We start from the raw sequence: 17,549 nt of genomic DNA, 5'->3' as shown, positions 1-17,549 counted from the left end.
TAAACGCTCTCGACGGTGCCGAGAGGACTCCACCGGCTTTTCGGGAAGCCGATGACGTACCCCGACTATAGCGGTCTGTCCTCCATTGTGCGGACCCCCATTCGGGGGCATCTTGCAAAACTTAATGTATGCGCTTACAGTGGTCCGCGTACCAACAAGGATGGTGGCAATGACGCACACGAAACAAACCGGCGCCCGGCGCCGGGGACTCGCGATGCTCGCGACGCTGGCCGCGGCCGCGCTGGCCCTCTCGGGCTGCAGCATCAAGATCCAGAGCCAGCAGGACCCGTCGATCCCGGCGGACACCATGCTGCTGGCCGCAGACAAAGGCACTCCGATGATGGAGCGCAACTTCAACCCGTACCTCGTCAACAAGAGGGCGGCATCGAGCTACATCTACGAGCCCCTCGTGGTCATCAACGTGCTCGACGGCAAAGGAACGCCCTGGCTGGCCTCGAAGATCGAGCTCCCCGACCCGCAGACGATCGACTACACCATCCGGAGCGGTGCGACCTGGTCGGACGGCACACCGTTCACCGTCCAGGATGTGAAGTTCACTCTCGACCTCATCAAGAAGTTCCCGACGCTCGACCTCAAGGGCGCGTGGCAGCACATCAAGAGCCTGGAGGTGAAGGGCGATCACCTGATCGTGCACCTCAAGGAGGCGGACGCCCCGGCATCCGACATCATCTCCCAGACGCTCATCGTGCCCCAGCACATCTGGAAGGACGTCAAGAACCCGGACACCTGGCGCGACCCGAACCCGGTCGGCACCGGCCCGTACACGCTCGGCAACTTCTCCTCGCAGCAGTACACGATGGACAAGAACGAGTCGTACTGGCAGGCGGACAAGGTCGAGGTGAAGCACCTCGTGCTCCCCTCCGCCACCAGCGAGCTCGACATCGCCACCAAGGGCTTCGACTGGGCGTACGCCTTCATGAGCGACGTGCAGGGCACCTGGGTCTCCGCCAACAAGAACAACAAGTACTGGTTCCCGCCGGGCGGTGTCATCAGCCTGATGCCCAACCTCACGGTGAAGCCGTTCGACAACCTGGATGTGCGCCGCGGCATCGCGCTCGCCCTCGACAGGGACAAGATCGCCGACTCCGCCACCGAGGGCTACATGAAGGCGGCGGGACAGACCGGGCTCATGCTGCCCAACCAGCAGGCGGAGCTCGACCCGAGCATCCCGGACCAGGGGATCATGTCCCAGAACACCCAGGCGGCGCTGGAGGCGTTCGCGAAGGCCGGATACACCAAGCAGGGCGACAAGCTGGTGGATGCGAACGGCAAGCAGTTCTCGTTCTCCATCACCACCGCGAACGGATACTCCGACTGGCTGCGTGCCGTGCAGGAGGTCCGCAAAGAGCTCGGCGCCATCGGCATCGACGTCTCGATCAAGCAGCCGCAGCCGCCGGGATATCAGGCGGCCATCCAGAACGGCGACTTCCAGGTGGCGATGGGCGGCATGGGAGGCGGCATCATCTTCCAGGCGTTCAACGGCCTGCTTTCCAGCGAGTTCGCCACCCCGATGGGGAAGGCGACCGCCAGCAACTTCGGCAGGTACAGCAACCCGGCGACCGACCAGCTGCTCCAGGAGTACAAGGTCACCACCGACGAGACCGCCCGCCTGCAGCTCAGCCACGAACTGCAGCGCGTCGTCTACGACCAGCTGCCCGTGATCGGCCTCTACTACGGCGGCCTCTGGGGGCTGTACAACGACGCCAAGTTCACCGGCTGGCCGGATGCGAAGAACCCCTACGCTCCGCCGCAGACCTACGACCAGACCCCGCTGCTCGTGTTCACCCATCTGAAGCTCCGGAAGGACGGTGAGTAGGCCGATGGCGTACGCGCTCCGCAAGCTCGGCCTGTTCGTCCTCACCCTGTGGGCGGCGGTCACGCTGAACTTCATCCTGCCGAGGCTCATGCCCGGCTCCCCCACCGACGCCGCCATCGCGAAGCTCTCGCAGAACGGCCCTGTCACCGCCGCCACCCGCGCGGCCATCGAAGCCCAGCTCGGTGTCCCGGGCGGCAACCTCTGGGACCAGTACGTGAGCTACCTGCACCAGGTGGTCACGTTCGACTTCGGCGTCTCGTACACGTTCTATCCGCAGAGCGTGTCCGAGCTCGTCGGCCAGGCGTTCCCGTACACGATCGTGCTGCTCGGCATCGTGACCATCGTGGCCTTCGTGCTCGGCACCCTGCTCGGCGTGCTCGCCGCCTGGCGCCGCAACACCTGGCTCGATTCGCTGCCGACCCTGACCGGCACGTTCGCCAGCACGTTCCCGTACTTCTGGACGGCGCTGCTCCTGCTGTTCTTCCTCGGCTACGTGCTGCACTGGTTCCCCACCTCCGGGGCGTTCGGCCCGACGGCGACGCCGGCGTGGAGCTGGGACTTCATCGTCGATGTGGCGTACCACGCCGTGCTTCCCGCGATCACCATCCTGATCACGTCGATCGGCGGCTGGATCCTCGGGATGCGCAACGCCATGATCAACACCCTCGGCGACGACTACGTGACGTTCGCGGAGGCCAACGGTCTCAAGGGCCGCACGGTCGCCATGAAGTACGCGGCCCGCAACGCGATCCTGCCGAACCTCACCGGGTTCGGGCTGGCCCTCGGCGGCGTGGTCGGCGGCTCCATCCTGGTGGAGCAGGTGTTCGGATACCCGGGCATCGGCTTCCTGCTGTTCAACGCGGTGATCGGGCAGGACTACCCGCTCATGCAGGCGCTGTTCCTCCTCATCACCGTCAGCGTTCTCGTCGCCAACTTCCTCGTCGACATTCTGTACGGCGTACTCGACCCAAGGACCCGCCGATGACCACGACACAGAGTTTCAAGTCCATTTCCACGGACGCGGCCTCCGCATCCGGAGGGTCGAAGCCGCCGCACAGGCTCGCATTCATCGGGCGGGCGGCGTCGACGCTCTGGTCGAACTGGAAGTCCAGGCTCGGCCTCATCATCCTGGCGTTCTTCGTGCTCGTCGCGATCTTCGCCCCGCTGCTCGCACCGTACGGCGCGACGCAGGACGGCTTCCCCCGCAACGCGGACTCGAGCCCCGAGCACTGGTTCGGCACCACCGCCGCCGGAGAGGACGTGCTCAGCCAGCTCATCTACGGCGCTCGGGTGAGCGTGGCCGTCGGGTTCATCGCCGGCTTCCTCTCCACGGTCGTCGCCGTGCTGATCGGACTCAGCTGGGGCTACATCCGGGGCTTCGGCGCCGAGGTGGTCAACTTCTTCGTCAACCTCTTCCTCGTGATCCCCGGCCTGCCGCTGATGATCGTGATCGCCGCATACCTGCAGAACGGCGGCCTGTTCATGATCGTGACGGTGATCGTGATCACCGGATGGGCGTGGGGCGCCCGAGTGCTGCGCAGCCAGACGCAATCCTTGCGGTCGCGCGACTTCGTCACCGCCGCCCGGTTCTCCGGCGACCGGCCGTTCCGGATCGTGTTCAACGAGATCCTGCCCAACATGACCTCGCTCATCACCGGCAGCTTCTTCGGAGCGGCGACGGCGGCGATCCTGGCGGAGGCCGGTCTGGAGTTCCTCGGACTCGGAGACTCCTCGATCGTCAGCTGGGGCACCATCCTCTACTGGGCGCAGAACTCCAACGCCCTCCTCACCGGCCAGTGGATCCTGCTGTTCGCCCCCGGTCTCTGCATCGCGCTGCTCGCGATGAGCCTCACGCTCATCAACTTCGGCGTCGACGCCATCAGCAACCCGCGCCTCCGCGAAGGCCGCCCCGCGAAAGAAAAGAGCGCACGATGAGCGAGCTTCTCGAGGTCCGCGACCTCTCCGTCATCTACGAGTCGGCCGGGCAGACGCCCGTGCAGGCTGTCGACCACGTCTCGTTCACCGTCGGTGCCGGCGAGTTCATCGGCCTGGTCGGCGAGTCCGGCTCCGGCAAGTCGACGCTGGGCTTCGCGCTCACCCGGCTGCAGAAGCCGCCGGCGCGCACGAACGGCGGCGAGATCCTATTCGGCGGGCAGGACATCCGGGAGCTCGACGCCGAGCAGCTGCGCCGCCAGCGCCAGGGCGGTTTCGCGATGGTGCTGCAGTCCGGCATGAACGCCCTCAACCCGGTCCGCACGATCCGCAAGCACTTCGCCGACATCTTCCGCGCCCACGGCCACGTGCCGAAGGAGCGGTGGGACGCCAGGATGCGCGAACTCGTGGGCAAGGTCGGGCTGACAGAGCAGGTGCTCGCCCGTTTCCCCGGCGAACTCTCCGGCGGGATGCGCCAGCGCGTCTCGATCGCGCTCGCCCTGTCGCTCGAACCCCGCCTGATGGTGTTCGACGAGCCGACCACCGCGCTCGACGTGCTCGTGCAGCACGCGATCATGGACACGATCACCGAACTGCAGCAGTCGGAGGGCTTCACCGCCATCCTGATCAGCCACGACCTGGGCGTCGTGCTCGAAGCGACGCAGCGCGTGCTCGTGATGCACGACGGGCGCATCGTGGAGGACGCGTCGAGCAGACAGATCCTCGAGGCACCGCAGCACGAGTACACGCGGATGCTGCTGAGCCACTACGCCGACCCGCGGGCCGAGGTGGTGGAGCTGCCAGGGTTCCCCGCGAGGCGCGAGGGTGCTGGCGCGACCGGTGCCGGCGCATCCGATGCAGGCGCGACCACCGCGGTGCGCGAGCGCGACGGCCGTGCCGCGCAGGCGGCCATCGTGGTCGACGGGGTCTCCAAGGTCTACCCGGCTCCCCGCCGCGGCGAGAGCGAGGTGACCGCGGTCGACAACGTCTCGTTCACCCTCGAACCCGGCCAGTCGCTCGCGCTCGTCGGCGCATCCGGCTCCGGCAAGTCGACCATCGCCAAGCTGCTCACCGGCGTCGAGAAGCCGACCTCCGGCGCCGTCACCTTCGGTGACGCGGATGTGGCGAAGCTCGGCCGCCGCGGCGTGCGCGACCTGCACAAGAACGTGCAGATGGTGTTCCAGGATCCGTATGCGGCCCTCAACCCGCTGCACACCGTCGAGTACGCCCTGACGCGTCCGGTGGTCAACTTCACCGGTCTGCACGGCTCTGCCGCCCGCGCCCGCGTGCTCGAACTGCTCGAGACGGTCGGCCTCACGCCGGTCGAGCAGTTCGCCTCCAAGTTGCCGCACCAGCTCTCCGGCGGGCAGCGGCAGCGCGTCGTCATCGCGCGCGCTCTGGCCAGCGACCCGCAGGTGCTGATCGCCGACGAGCCCGTCTCCATGCTGGACGTGACGCTGCGCGCCGGAGTGCTCGCCCTGCTCGAAGACCTCAGGGAGCGGTGGGGCGTCTCGCTGCTCTACATCACGCACGACCTGCTCTCCGCGCGGCTCGTCACCGACGACATCATGGTGCTCAACGCCGGTCGCGTCGTCGAGCGGGGCAGGACGGCGGACGTGCTGCGGCACCCGTCGGATCCGTACACGGTCGAGCTGCTCGACGCCGTCCCGAACCCGGCCCGCGCCAGGGAGGCGCTCGCATGACCGCCGCCCGGTTCTCGCCGATCCCCGCGTTCGGTGCGCTGCCCATCCCGGACGGCGTCGAGGTGGTCGGCATCCCCGCCGCGGTCGGCACGCTCACGGCGCTGCACGCTCCGGCACGGGATGCGCGGGGCACGGTGCTCTTCGTCCCCGGCTTCACGGGGTCGAAAGAGGACTTCCGCACCTTCCTCCCGCTGCTCGCCGCGCAGGGCTGGGACGTCTGGGCGTACAGCCAGCGGGGCCAGGCGGACTCCGCCGCCCCCTCCGGCATCGACAGCTACCGGCTCGACGCCCTCGCCGCCGACACCGTCGAGGTGGCGCGCCTGATCGCCGACGGCCGCCCCGTCCACCTGATCGGCCACAGCCTCGGCGGCGTCGTCGGACGCGAGGCGGTCATCGCCGCACCGGAGGCGTTCGCCTCGTACACCATGCTCTGCTCCGGCCCCACCGGCTGGCCCGGCCGCCACCAGGAGACGACGGACACCGTCACCGCCTCCGGTTCGATCGGGATGTGGAACCGCGACAACCCGCACACCGTCGGGCAGCCGGACTCCGCCCTCACCGCCGACGAGGCCTTCCTCCGCCTGCGTGCGGAGCGCACGTCGAGCGAGAACCTGCTCGCCGGGGCCGAGATCCTGCGGGCGGACCGCGACACGACGGACGCGCTGCGCGCATCCGGAGTCCCCGTCCTCGTCGCCCACGGCGAGTTCGACGACGCGTGGCCCATCCCGATGCAGCAGCACATGGCGGAACGGCTCGGTGCGAGCTACGCCGTGATCCCCGGCGGCCACCACTCCCCCCAGCTCGAAGCGCCGGAGGCCACCGTCTCCGCGCTGGACGCTTTCCTCTCGACCATCCACTGAAACAGGAGAACTGTGCTCACCTTCCCCGACGGATTCCTCTGGGGCGCTGCGACCGCTGCGCACCAGATCGAAGGCAACAACATCAACAGCAATTGGTGGGTGCTCGAGCACACACCGGGCACGACCATCGTGGAACCGTCGGGAGACGCGATGGACAGCTACCACCGCTACCGCGAAGACATGAAGCTGCTGGCGGACGCCGGACTGAACACCTACCGGTTCAGCGTCGAGTGGGCGCGCATCGAACCTGAGCGCGGCTTCGTCTCCCGCGCGGAGATCGACCACTACCGCCGCATGGTGGACACCGCCCACGAGTTCGGCCTGAAGCCGGTGGTGACGCTCATGCACTTCACCGTGCCGCGCTGGTTCGACCGCGACGGCTTCTGGCGGGCACCGGATGCGGCGGACCTGTTCGCGAGGTACACCGAGCTCGCGCTCCCCATCGTCTCCGACGGCGTCGAATACGTCTGCACCATCAACGAGCCGAACATCGCGGCGATGCTCGCGGGTGGAGAGGACGCGGCCAACCTGGTCGCGTACGGCCTGCCGAACCCGGACCTCGGGGTCGCGGATGCGCTGCTCGCGTCCCACAAACGCTCCAGGGAGGTGCTGTCGCAGGTTTCCGGGCTGAAGTCGGGCTGGACCATCGCGACCCAGGCGTTCCGCTCCAACGGAGAACCCGGCTCGGAGGAGATGCTGCGCGAGTACGGCTACCCGCGCGACGACTGGTACCTGGAGCAGTCGGCCGGCGACGACTTCGTCGGAGTGCAGGCGTACACGCGCACGTTCATCGGCCCGAACGGACCGCTGCCGGTGGCCGACGACGTCGAGACCACGCTGACCGGCTGGGAGTTCTACCCGCCCGCCGCCGCAGAGGGCGTGCGGAGCGCGTGGGAGCTGTCCGGCGGCGTCCCGGTGATGATCACCGAGAACGGGATCGCGACCAGCGACGACGAGCGCAGGATCGCGTACACGGACGCCGCGCTGCGGGAGCTGCACGCCACCATCGAGGACGGCATCCAGCTGGAGGGCTACCTGCACTGGAGTGCCCTCGACAACTACGAGTGGGCGAGCGGCTTCCGGCCGACCTTCGGCCTGATCGCCGTCGACCGCGAGACCTTCGTCCGCACCCCCAAGCCGTCGCTGGCCTGGCTCGGCTCCGTCGCCCGCGCCAACGCCCTCTGACCCCACCCCTCCACAACAATCGAGTCCGGACTTATGCACGCGACACGCCGAGCGTGACCGTGCATGAGTCCGGACTCGTTTGCGTCTAGCTGGCCGGGATGAGGGTGTACTTCGTCGAGAGGTACTCGTGGATGCCCTCCGCGCCGCCCTCACGGCCGAGGCCGGACTGCTTGATGCCGCCGAAGGGGGCCGCCGCGTTGGAGACGAGGCCCGTGTTGAGCCCCATCATGCCGGTGGCGATGGCGTCGATCATGCGCTGACCGCGCGCCAGGTCCTCGGTGAAGACGTAGCCGACCAGGCCGTACTCGGTCTCGTTGGCGCGGGCGACGCCCTCCTCCTCGGTGGCGAACGTGGTGATCGCGAGCACCGGCCCGAAGATCTCCTCGCTCAGGATGGTGCTGCCCGGCTGCACGTCGGTGATCACCGTCGGCTCGAAGAAGTGCCCGTCGCCCTCCGGCGCGTTTCCTCCGGTGAGCACGCGGGCGCCGCGGGAGACCGCATCCCTCACCAGCTCCTGCATGGATGCGACGGCCTTGGCGTCGATGAGCGGCCCGATGGTCACGCCGTCCTCCGTGCCTCGGCCGAGCCGCAGGGCGTTCACCTTGGCGGTGACCTTCTGCGCGAACTCGTCGGCGACGGACTCGTGCACGATGAACCGGTTGGCCGCGGTGCAGGCCTGGCCGATGTTGCGGAACTTCGCGAGCATCGCGCCCTCGACGGCCTTGTCGACGTCGGCGTCGTCGAACACGACGAACGGCGCGTTGCCGCCCAGCTCCATCGAGGTGCGCAGCACGTTCTGCGCCGCCTGCGCGATCAGTCGCTGGCCGACCGGGGTCGAGCCGGTGAACGACAGCTTCCGGAGGCGCGGGTCGGCGATGATCGGACCGGACACCGTGCTCGACGTGCTCGTCTGCACGACGTTCACGACACCGGCCGGCACGCCGGCGTCTTCGAGCAGCTGCGCGAAGAACAGGGTGGTCAGCGGGGTGAGTTCCGCCGGCTTGACCACGACCGTGCATCCCGCGGCCAGCGCAGGCGCGATCTTGCGGGTGGCCATCGCCAGCGGGAAGTTCCACGGCGTGATCAGGAAGCACGGCCCGACCGGGCGCTGCGAGACGACCATCGTGCCCGTGCCCTCCGGGTTCTGCCCGTAGCGACCGCCGATGCGCACGGCCTCCTCGCTGAACCAGCGCAGGAACTCGCCGCCGTACGTGACCTCGCCGTTGGCCTCCGCCAGCGGCTTGCCCATCTCGAGTGTCATCAGCAGGGCGAAGTCGTCACGGCGCTCCTGCAGGAGGTCGAACGCCTTCCGCAGGATCTCTGCGCGGGTGCGGGGCGGGGTCGCCGCCCACGCCTCCGCGGCCGCGTCCGCCGCATCCAGCGCCCGGATGCCGTCCTCCGGCGTCGCGTTCGCAATGCGCTTGATCACGCGTCCGGTGGCCGGGTCGCTGACCTCGATGGGGTCGCGCGTCCCCTGCTCCCAGCGCCCGTCGATGTACAGGCCGTCCGGCACGCGCGAGAGCAGGTCGCTCTCCCGCTCGGACAGGGTGGATGCTGTGGTCTGCTCTGCGATGCTCATGCGTTCTCCAATGCTTCCGCGACGATGTCGAGTCCTTCGATGAGGAGGTGGTCCGGGATGCTCAGCGGCGGAAGGAACCGGATGACGTTCCCGTAGGTTCCGCAGGTGAGCAGCACGACGCCGACGGCGTGGACGGCGGCCGCGACGGCGGAGGTGAGTGCCGCATCCGGTTCGCCGTTCTCGTCGACCAGCTCGATGGCGACCATCGCGCCGAGGCCGCGCACCTCTGCGACGCGCGGGTCGGCATCGCGCAACGCGCCGAGCTTCTCGAACAGGATGGCGCCGATCTCGCGGGCGCGCGCGGCGAGGTCGTCCGTCTCGTACGTCTCGATCGCGGCGAGCGCCGCGACGCAGGCGAGCGGGTTGCCTCCGTACGTTCCGCCGAGGCCGCCGACGTGCGGGGCGTCCATGATCTCGGCGCGGCCGGTCACGGCGGACAGCGGAAGGCCGCCCGCGATGCCCTTGGCGGTGACGATCAGGTCGGGCACGATGCCGAACTGCTCGGAGGCGAACATCGTGCCCGTGCGGGCGAACCCGGTCTGCACCTCGTCGGCGATGAAGACCACGCCGTTCGCGGCAGCCCACTCCGCGAGCGCGGGGAGGAAGCCGTCCGCCGGCACAATGAAGCCGCCCTCGCCCTGGATCGGCTCGATGATGATGGCGGCGAGGTTGGAGGCGCCCACCTGCTTCTCGATCATGGTGATGGCACGCTTCGCAGCCTCCGCCCCGGTCAGGCCGCCGTCGCGCAGCGGGTAGCTGAGCGGAGCGCGGTAGATCTCGGGCGCGAACGGGCCGAAGCCGTTCTTGTACGGCTGGTTCTTGGCGGTCAGCCCCATCGTGAGGTTGGTGCGGCCGTGATACGCGTGGTCGAACGCGACGACGGCCTGCTTGCCGGTGTGGTGCCTGGCGATCTTGACCGCGTTCTCCACGGCTTCGGCGCCGGAGTTGAACAGGGCGCTGCGCTTGGCGTGGTCGCCGGGCGTCAGCCGGTTGAGCGCCTCCGCCACCTCGACGTACGAGTCGTACGGGGTGATGGTGAAGCAGGTGTGGGTGAACTGGGCGACCTGCGCGGTGACGGCCTCCACGACGCGCGGCGCCGAGTTGCCGACGCCGGTCACGGCGATGCCCGAGCCGAAGTCGATCAGCGAGTTCCCGTCGACGTCGACGAGCACACCTCCGCCGGCGGCGACCGTGTACACCGGCAGCGTGGTGCCGACGCCTGCCGCGACGGCCTGGGCTTTGCGCTCGGCGCGCTTGCGCGACTCCGGACCGGGGATGGACGTGACGAGCCTGCGCTCCTGAGGGAGCGATGGCCCGCCGAGGACGGCGGAAGGGGACTCGACGATGCTCATGCTGGAATCGTAAGGACGCGCCCGACGCAGGCCATCAGCCACGTTGTACAATCGCCTCGCCGGTTTTATACAGACTGGCGGATCGGAGTCGCTCGTGCCCGCCACCGTCGCCCAGCTGCTCGCCCGGCAGGATCTCGGGCTGCGGCTGCTCACCCCGAGCGGGGCCGCCGAGCTGGATGCGCGCATCCACTGGGCGCACAGCTCCGACCTCGAAGACCCGACGCCGTTCCTCGCGCCCGGCCAGGTGCTCCTGATCACGGGGGCGCCGGACGACGTCGAGCCGTACGTGTCCCGCCTGGTCGCGCACGGCATCGCCGGCCTCGGCTTCGGCACGGAGGTGGTGCGCGCCGGGACGCCGGACGCCTTGGTCGACGCCTGCACCCGCCACGGCCTGCCGCTGTTCGAGGTGCCGTACCGCACGCCGTTCATCGCCATCGCGCGGTTCGTCGCCGATCGGGTGGCGGCGGACACCTACGCCCGCAACACCTGGGCGCTCCGCGCATCCAGGGCCATCTCGCTGGCGGCGCTCCGACCGGATGCGCTCGGCGCGGTGCTCGCGGAACTCGCCAGGCAGATCGACCGCCCTGTCGCCCTCGTCGGCGCGGACGGCGAACTGGACAGGGCGTATCCGCCCGGCGGACTGTCCACGCAGGATCGCGCGGCGATCACGACGGCGGCCGAGCCGCTGCTGCGGGCGCGCCGCCGCGCGGCGGGGACGACGGGTGGTGGCGCAGGTGGTGGCGCAGGGGCGGGAGACGACGACGCCGACGACGGCGCGAGCGCGAGCGCGACGTTCGCCCTGCAGACCCTCGGCGCCGCCGGGCGGCTGCGCGGGGTGCTCGCCGTCGGGTCAGCGGCGCTGGACCAGGCCGCGCAGCAGGTGGTCACCGGCGTCGTTGCACTGGCCGGTCTCGCTCTCGAACAGAGCAGGGCGACGGATGCGGCGCGGACCCGCCTGCGCACCGCGGTGTGGCGGGCGCTGCTCGCCGGAGACAGGGCGCTCGCGGAGACGGTGGCGGAGCCGGTGCTCGGCGCGCTCCCCTCCGGCCCCGTGCGCGTGGCCGTGCTCGGCGGCACGGCCATCGCGTCCGCCGCCGACATCCTCGAGTCCCGGCCAGGACTGTTCTTCGCCCGCGACGGGCACGACCTGATGGTGCTCGAAGAGGATGCCGCCCCGTCCGGCCTGCCGGAGCTCGCCGCCCGCTTCGACCTCCGCGGCGGCATCTCGGCGGCCGGACCGCTCACCGAGCTCGCGTCGGCGCTCGCGCAGGCCTCCGCCGCGCGCGACCGGGCGGACGCCGACCGGCCCCTCCGCGGCTTCGACGACATCGCGGGCGGCGGGATGCTCGCCCTGCTGGACACTCCGGACGCCCGCGCCGTCGCCACGGCGGCCATCGCCCCGCTCGGCTCGGCCGACGCCGACCTCCCCCGCGTGCTCCTCGTCTGGCTGGACCACAACGGCGTCTACGACGTGGCCGCCCGCGAGCTCGGGATGCACAGGCACACCCTCCGCACGCGCGTGGCGGAGGCAGAACGCATCCTCGGCGTCGACCTCGGCAGCTTCGCCGCCCGCGCCGACCTCTTCGCGGCGCTCCGCGCCGCGCACGCCTGACCGGCCCGACCAGCCTCCCCAGCCCGACCTTCCGGACGCACGACTGAGCGGGGTGGACGGCTCAACGTCCACCCCGCTCAGGGTCATGCTCGGTGTCGCGGGATCAGCGCGTTCCGTATGCCTTCCTGATGCGAGACTCGTGGCTGCGGGTGTACGCGGCACGCGCCCGTACAACAGAATGGACGGATGACTACTCCCCTCTCCGGAACGCATTTCGGCCTGACCGCCGGCGACTACCACGCCACGATCGCCTCCGTCGGTGCATCGCTGCGCACGCTCGAGTACAAGGGGCGGCCGCTCGTCGTGCCCTTCGACGCGGACGAGGTGCGCCCGGCATACCGCGGGGCGACGCTCGCGCCGTGGCCGAACCGCGTGGTCGACGGGAAGTACACGTTCGCCGGGGTCGAGCAGCAGCTGCCACTCACGGAGCCGAACCGCGGTCATGCGCTGCACGGTCTCGCGACCTGGCTCGACTTCGCCGCCGTCGACCGCTCGGCGAGCAGCGTAACCTTCACCGCCACCATCGAGGCACAGGCCGGCTACCCGCACCGCGTCGACGTCGTGGTGGCCTTCGAACTCGACGAGGACGGCCTGCATACCGCGGTCACCGCGACGAACACCGGACACGACGACGCCCCCTGGGGCACCGGACCGCATCCATACCTGGTGGCGGGCGACGGACGCGTCGACGAGTGGACCCTGACCCTTCCCGCGGCCACCGTCCTCACTGTCACGGAGGATCGCCTGATCCCGGTCGGCCTCGCCGACGTGGCGGCAGAGGGAGACGGCGTCTTCGACTTCCGCGAACCGCGGCCGATCGGCGACACCTTCATCGACCACGCCTTCACCGGGCTGCAGCGCGACGAGACGGACACGGCGACGGTCTGGCTGCGCGCCGCGGACGGAAGCGGAGTCGCGATGAGCTGGGACGACGCCTGCCCGTGGGTGCAAGTCCACACGGCAGACACGGACGACGAGGCGACGAACCGCATCGGCCTCGCCGTCGAGCCGATGACCTGCCCGCCGGACGCCTTCAACTCCGGCACCGACCTCGTCGTCCTCGCCCCCGGCGCCTCCACGACCGCCGGATGGACCATCCGCGGGATCTGACGCAGACATCTGACGCAGGCATCTGACGCAGGCATCTGGCGCAGGCATCTGGCGCAAACGAAGGGATGCCCCCAGCTGAACCCGAAACAGCTGGGGGCACCGACGCGGCGCTAGGACGCTCGCGCAATCCGGACGGTGCCCGTACCCGTTCAGGCGATCCGTCCGTTCGAGGTCCGGATTACTCACGGTCTCGTTTAGTCCATCCTACATGCCGGATGCCAAATTTTACGACCGTGTCCGCGCTATGAAGGCGTTTCAGGTCATCAATGCCCGAAGTCGTCACGCCCTGCCAGGCGCGCGCGCAGCGATCCGAGGAGGAGTTCGACCCCGAGGTCGAAGGCGCGATCGGCCCGCACGTCGCCCGGCTCGCCGTTCTCGACGAGGCGGGCGAGGGCCGTTCCCTGCCGCGCCCGCCACACCTGCGGAGGGGCGGACAGGTCGAGCCCTGATCCGAGCGCGAACGCATCCAGGATCGCCACGATCACCAGCACGTCGCCCTCGGGGAAACCGGCGTCGAGCAGCGCCTCGGCGAGCGCTTCGTAGTAGCCGAGCACGGTCGCATCGGTGACCGGCTTGCCGACCAGCAGCGGCAGTACGAGTGGATGCGCGGAGAACATCGCGCGCTGCTCCCGCACCACGTACTCCACCACCGCATCCCAGGCCAGGCCGTCCGGCACCACGATGGCGGCGCGCTCCGCCAGCCGCCCGCGCATCAGCTCGACGATCGCATCCCGCCCGTCCACGTGGTTGTAGAGCGACGACGGCGTGACGCCGAGCTGCCGGGCGAGCGCGTTCACACCGAACGGCTTGCCGGCGTCGACGAGCTCGATGGCGGCGTCCGCGATGCGGTCGGGGCTCAGGATGGGCGATGACGGCCGTGGCATCTCTGCTCCCCCTCTTCCGTCGGTGACGTCTCCTGTGCATAATAAACGAACACTATTCGTTTTAGCACGTTCCTCGAACGGGATGGCCCAGATGACTTTCGCACTCGTCCGCGCGACGACCCCGCCCACCTCCCTCGCCCGCGTCGCAGGCAGCCGCGACGACGCCGCTCCCCTGCGCATCGGCGTCGTGCAGCACGCCTGGCAGCCGGACATCGCGGCCCTCACCGCCGAGCTGGACGAGGCCGTCGCCCTCGCGGCCGCGGAGGGAGCGCAGATCGTCTTCCTCCCCGAGCTGACGCTCTCCCGCTACCCGGCGGACACCCTGCCGGACGGCCGTGCGGACGTGCTCGCCGAAGACCTCGAGACCGGCCCGACCCGCGCGTGGGCGGCAGCGGCCGCTGCGGCGAACGACGTCTTCGTGCACGCGTCCCTCTACGAGCGCACCGGGGACGACGACGGACGCGGCCTCAACACGGCCATCGTCGTCGCTCCGACCGGTGAGATCGTGGCGAAGACCCACAAGCTCCACATCCCGGTCACCGCCGGATACTACGAGGACAAGTACTTCCGCGCCGGACCGGCAGAGACGCCGTATCCCGTGCACAGCATCCCGGGCATCCCGGCCAAGCTCGGGCTGCCGACCTGCTGGGACGAGTGGTTCCCCGAGGTCGCACGCGCGTACAGCCTGCAGGGAGCGGACGTGCTGGTGTACCCGACGGCCATCGGGTCGGAGCCCGACCATCCCGAGTTCGACACGCAGCCGCTGTGGCGCCAGGTGATCGTCGGGAACGGCATCGCCAACGGCACCTTCATGGTCGTCCCGAACCGGACGGGCTCGGAGACGCGCCCGGACGGCACGCCGGGCAACACCTTCTACGGTTCGTCGTTCGTGAGCGACCCGTACGGCCGCATCCTCGCCGAGGCCCCGCGGGACGAGAAGGCCGTGCTCGTGGTCGACCTCGACCTGCCGCAGCGTTCCGACTGGCTGGAGCTGTTCCCGTTCCTGTCGACCCGCCGCCCGGACACGTACGGCGTGCTCGGCGCCGACGGCACCGGCTCCGCGACCGTGGCCGCGGGGACCGCCCGATGAGCTGGCGGATGCCGCACGAGGGCGCCCGGCACGAACGCACCTGGCTCGCCTTCCCGACCGCGGGATACACGCTCGGCGACACGGCCGAGGACGCCGAGGAGGCGCGCAGCACCTGGGCGGCCGTCGCGAACGCGATTGCCGAGTTCGAGCCGGTGTCCGTCGTGATCGACCCGCGCGACCGCGCCATCGCCCCGCGCTACCTCTCCGGGGACATCGAGCTGCACGAGGCGCCGCTCAACGACGCGTGGATGCGCGACATGGGCCCGACGTTCGTGTTCGGCGACGACGGAGAGCTCGGCGCCGTCGACTGGGTCTTCAACGGCTGGGGCGCCCAGGACTGGGCGCAGTGGGACCTGGATGCGCGCATCGGCAGCGTAGTCGGCTCGCTGGCCGGAGCATCCATCGTGTCGAGCGCCCTGGTGAACGAGGGCGGAGGCATCCACGTCGACGGCGAGGGAACCGTGCTCGCCACCGAGACCGTCCAGCTCGATCCCGGACGCAACCCCGGCATCACCCGCGCGGAGGTCGAGGCGGAGTTCGCGCGCACCATCGGCGCGACCACCACCGTCTGGCTGCCGCGCGGCCTCACCCGCGACTCCGAGTGCTTCGGCACCCGCGGTCACGTGGACATCGTCGCGGCGTTCGCCCGGCCGGGCGTCGTGCTGCTGCACACCCAGCGCGACAGCGAGCATCCCGACCACGCGGTGACGCGCGAGATCCGGGAGACCCTGGAGGCGGCACGGGATGCGGCGGGCAGGCCGTTCGAGATCGTCGAGGTGCCCGCGCCCGCGACCCTCCGCGACGACGACGGCTGGACCGACTACAGCTACATCAACCACCTGCTCGTCAACGACGGCGTGATCGCGTGCAGCTTCGGCGACGACAACGACGAGGAGGCGGCCGGCATCCTCGCCGACGCATACCCCGGCCGTCGCGTGGTGACCGTGGATGCGCGCCCGCTGTTCGCCCGCGGCGGCGGCATCCACTGCATCACGCAGCAGCAGCCAGCCCGCTAGCAGAGCCGGGCTACGCGCGGGCGACGATGGCCGCCGCCGTCTCCCGACCCACCCGGATCGCGCCGTCGACGTGCTGGTATCCCTTGCCTGCCATGTCGCTGCAGGAGAAGTGGATGGGCCCGACCGGCGTGCGCAGATCGGCGCCGTAGCGCGCCAGCCCGCCCATGTCGAAGCTCGCGGCGTACGCGCCGCGTGTCCACTCCTCGCTGCCCCAGTCGCTCTCGTAGTAGACCACCGTGTCGAGCGCCTTCGGACCGTAGTAGTGCGACAGCGACTCCAGGATGCGCGCCTTCCGCTCCTCCGGAGACAGGCGGAACACCGCATCCGCCGCCTCGTCGGACACGAAGCCGACGAGGGTGCCGCGCTGGTCGCCGTCGTAGCAGTTGTCGTACGCCTCGTGGACGAGCTCGTACGGGCTGAACGCGGTGCCCGAGTATCCGTCCTCGCGCCAGAACGGCGTCTCGTAGACCGCGTGCACCTTGATGACGAAGCCCATCGAGAGATGCTGGTGGAGCTGCTGCTGGAGGCGCGGCAGCGGCGGCTCGTAGGAGATGCGGCTGATCAGCACGGGCGGAAGGGCGAGGATCGCGAACCGTGCCTTCACCTCGACGCCGTCCGCGATGGCGGTCACGCCCTCCTCGTTCCAGCGCATCGTGCGCACGGGCGCGTTGAGGTGCAGGTCGTCTCCGAGGCGCTCCGCGAGCAGCAGCGGAACCTGCTGCAGGCCGCCCTTCACCCGCTTGTCCAGGATGAAGTCGGCGTCGACCAGGTGCGAGAAGCTGCCGGCGGAGGCGGCCATCAGCAGCGCCTGCAGCGCGGAGAACGCGTGGGCGGGCTTGGTGAGCATGGCGCCGGCGATGAACATGCCGATGTTGAGGCGGGCCTCCTCGTCGTCGGTCTGGGTCTCCAGCCAGCGACGGAACGAGATCTCGTCCAGCTCCTCCGCCTGCGGGTGCTCCCAAGGCCGGTCTGGGTCGATCTCCGCCACCAGCGCGTCGAGCTTGTCGATCAGGCTGACGATCTCGTGCTCGGTCTTCGGGGGCACGGGGAAGATCTCGCCGTCGAAGGTGCGGCGCTCTCCGGTGGGGCTGATGTAGATGTTGGTGCCGTCGCGGTAGCGCTCGTACGTCTCGAGGCCGAGCTCGTCCAGGGTGGCGATCAGCGCATCCTGGTCGGGTGAGACCCACTGGCCGCCGATCTCGAGGGTGGCGCCGTCGACGTCGTCCGTCCACAGCCGTCCGCCGACGCGGTCGCGCGCTTCGAGGACCGCGACGCTGAGCCCGGCCTTCCTCAGCTCGGTGGCCGCCGTCAGCCCGGATGCTCCTGCTCCGACGATCACGACGTCGCGTTCGATGCTGCTCATGGTGTGTCTCTCGTTCACCGGGCGCG

Annotated in this window: 14 protein-coding genes; 10 read left to right on the top strand and 4 right to left on the bottom strand. The window is 69.9% G+C overall.

Features of this window, described 5'->3' with window-relative positions; translation table 11 throughout:
• Window positions 1-169 precede the first annotated feature (169 nt).
• From HF024_RS03185 to HF024_RS03160, 6 genes are read left to right on the top strand one after another with little or no spacing between them, the layout of a single operon-like run.
• The gene (locus tag HF024_RS03185; protein ID WP_168688615.1) at window positions 170-1,837 is read left to right on the top strand and encodes an ABC transporter substrate-binding protein; all 1,668 of its coding nucleotides are present in this window, start codon (window positions 170-172) and stop codon (window positions 1,835-1,837) included.
• Between the two features lie 4 nt (window positions 1,838-1,841).
• Window positions 1,842-2,822: an ABC transporter permease gene (locus tag HF024_RS03180; RefSeq protein WP_085368683.1), complete on the top strand. Its 981-nt coding sequence runs from the start codon at window positions 1,842-1,844 to the stop codon at window positions 2,820-2,822.
• Window positions 2,819-3,772: an ABC transporter permease gene (locus HF024_RS03175; RefSeq protein WP_168688614.1), complete on the top strand. Its 954-nt coding sequence runs from the start codon at window positions 2,819-2,821 to the stop codon at window positions 3,770-3,772. The genes HF024_RS03180 and HF024_RS03175 overlap by 4 nt, the downstream gene beginning before the upstream one ends.
• Complete coding sequence (locus HF024_RS03170) at window positions 3,769-5,472, top strand: ABC transporter ATP-binding protein (RefSeq protein WP_168688613.1); 1,704 nt, start codon at window positions 3,769-3,771, stop codon at window positions 5,470-5,472. The genes HF024_RS03175 and HF024_RS03170 overlap by 4 nt, the downstream gene beginning before the upstream one ends.
• Window positions 5,469-6,332 (top strand): alpha/beta hydrolase, encoded by an 864-nt coding sequence (locus HF024_RS03165; RefSeq protein WP_168688612.1) that lies wholly within the window; start codon window positions 5,469-5,471, stop codon window positions 6,330-6,332. The genes HF024_RS03170 and HF024_RS03165 overlap by 4 nt, the downstream gene beginning before the upstream one ends.
• 12 nt (window positions 6,333-6,344) lie before the next feature.
• Window positions 6,345-7,517: a family 1 glycosylhydrolase gene (locus HF024_RS03160; RefSeq protein WP_168688611.1), complete on the top strand. Its 1,173-nt coding sequence runs from the start codon at window positions 6,345-6,347 to the stop codon at window positions 7,515-7,517.
• 85 nt (window positions 7,518-7,602) lie between these two features.
• Here HF024_RS03160 and HF024_RS03155 read toward each other — a convergent pair whose 3' ends face one another.
• On the bottom strand, window positions 7,603-9,096 hold the full coding sequence (locus HF024_RS03155) for an NAD-dependent succinate-semialdehyde dehydrogenase (RefSeq protein ID WP_168688610.1): 1,494 nt from the start codon (window positions 9,094-9,096) through the stop codon (window positions 7,603-7,605).
• The gene (gene gabT / locus HF024_RS03150; protein WP_168688609.1) at window positions 9,093-10,448 is read right to left on the bottom strand and encodes a 4-aminobutyrate--2-oxoglutarate transaminase; all 1,356 of its coding nucleotides are present in this window, start codon (window positions 10,446-10,448) and stop codon (window positions 9,093-9,095) included. Before gabT ends, HF024_RS03155 begins: the two co-directional genes overlap by 4 nt.
• A 94-nt stretch (window positions 10,449-10,542) precedes the next feature.
• Here gabT and HF024_RS03145 point away from each other — a divergent pair, with 94 nt between their 5' ends.
• Both HF024_RS03145 and HF024_RS03140 read left to right on the top strand, forming a co-directional pair.
• The gene (locus HF024_RS03145) at window positions 10,543-12,060 is read left to right on the top strand and encodes a PucR family transcriptional regulator (protein WP_168688608.1); all 1,518 of its coding nucleotides are present in this window, start codon (window positions 10,543-10,545) and stop codon (window positions 12,058-12,060) included.
• Window positions 12,061-12,246: 186 nt separating this feature from the next.
• Window positions 12,247-13,170: an aldose 1-epimerase family protein gene (locus tag HF024_RS03140; protein ID WP_168688607.1), complete on the top strand. Its 924-nt coding sequence runs from the start codon at window positions 12,247-12,249 to the stop codon at window positions 13,168-13,170.
• Between the two features lie 263 nt (window positions 13,171-13,433).
• On the opposite strand, the gene HF024_RS03135 is transcribed toward HF024_RS03140, so the two are convergent.
• Window positions 13,434-14,054, bottom strand: a complete 621-nt coding sequence (locus tag HF024_RS03135; protein WP_168688606.1) for a TetR/AcrR family transcriptional regulator C-terminal domain-containing protein — start codon at window positions 14,052-14,054, stop codon at window positions 13,434-13,436.
• A gap of 91 nt (window positions 14,055-14,145) precedes the next feature.
• Between HF024_RS03135 and HF024_RS03130 the strand changes: the two genes are divergently transcribed.
• A complete protein-coding gene (locus HF024_RS03130) occupies window positions 14,146-15,144 on the top strand; it encodes a nitrilase-related carbon-nitrogen hydrolase (protein ID WP_168688605.1) in 999 nt (332 codons plus the stop codon).
• An 8-nt stretch (window positions 15,145-15,152) separates the two neighbouring features.
• Complete coding sequence (locus HF024_RS03125) at window positions 15,153-16,160, top strand: agmatine deiminase family protein (RefSeq protein ID WP_210724012.1); 1,008 nt, start codon at window positions 15,153-15,155, stop codon at window positions 16,158-16,160.
• A 10-nt stretch (window positions 16,161-16,170) separates the two neighbouring features.
• Here the strand turns inward: HF024_RS03125 and HF024_RS03120 are convergent, their stop codons facing one another.
• On the bottom strand, window positions 16,171-17,523 hold the full coding sequence (locus HF024_RS03120; protein ID WP_168688603.1) for an NAD(P)/FAD-dependent oxidoreductase: 1,353 nt from the start codon (window positions 17,521-17,523) through the stop codon (window positions 16,171-16,173).
• Window positions 17,524-17,549: the final 26 nt, after the last annotated feature.

Origin of the sequence: Leifsonia sp. PS1209 (genome assembly GCF_012317045.1) — a bacterium.
Taxonomy (GTDB): Bacteria; Actinomycetota; Actinomycetes; order Actinomycetales; family Microbacteriaceae; genus Leifsonia.
Note: the sequence above shows the minus strand (reverse complement) of the source record. Positions and strands in the feature narration are given on the sequence as shown.

Coding starts and splice junctions, on each gene's coding strand:
- HF024_RS03120 (WP_168688603.1), bottom strand. CDS start 17,523: ATGAGCAGCATCGAACGCGACGTCGTGATCGTCGGAGCAGGAGCATCC.
- HF024_RS03165 (WP_168688612.1), top strand. CDS start 5,469: ATGACCGCCGCCCGGTTCTCGCCGATCCCCGCGTTCGGTGCGCTGCCC.
- HF024_RS03180 (WP_085368683.1), top strand. CDS start 1,842: ATGGCGTACGCGCTCCGCAAGCTCGGCCTGTTCGTCCTCACCCTGTGG.
- HF024_RS03130 (WP_168688605.1), top strand. CDS start 14,146: ATGACTTTCGCACTCGTCCGCGCGACGACCCCGCCCACCTCCCTCGCC.
- gabT (WP_168688609.1), bottom strand. CDS start 10,448: ATGAGCATCGTCGAGTCCCCTTCCGCCGTCCTCGGCGGGCCATCGCTC.
- HF024_RS03125 (WP_210724012.1), top strand. CDS start 15,153: ATGCCGCACGAGGGCGCCCGGCACGAACGCACCTGGCTCGCCTTCCCG.
- HF024_RS03175 (WP_168688614.1), top strand. CDS start 2,819: ATGACCACGACACAGAGTTTCAAGTCCATTTCCACGGACGCGGCCTCC.
- HF024_RS03185 (WP_168688615.1), top strand. CDS start 170: ATGACGCACACGAAACAAACCGGCGCCCGGCGCCGGGGACTCGCGATG.
- HF024_RS03135 (WP_168688606.1), bottom strand. CDS start 14,054: ATGCCACGGCCGTCATCGCCCATCCTGAGCCCCGACCGCATCGCGGAC.
- HF024_RS03155 (WP_168688610.1), bottom strand. CDS start 9,096: ATGAGCATCGCAGAGCAGACCACAGCATCCACCCTGTCCGAGCGGGAG.
- HF024_RS03140 (WP_168688607.1), top strand. CDS start 12,247: ATGACTACTCCCCTCTCCGGAACGCATTTCGGCCTGACCGCCGGCGAC.
- HF024_RS03170 (WP_168688613.1), top strand. CDS start 3,769: ATGAGCGAGCTTCTCGAGGTCCGCGACCTCTCCGTCATCTACGAGTCG.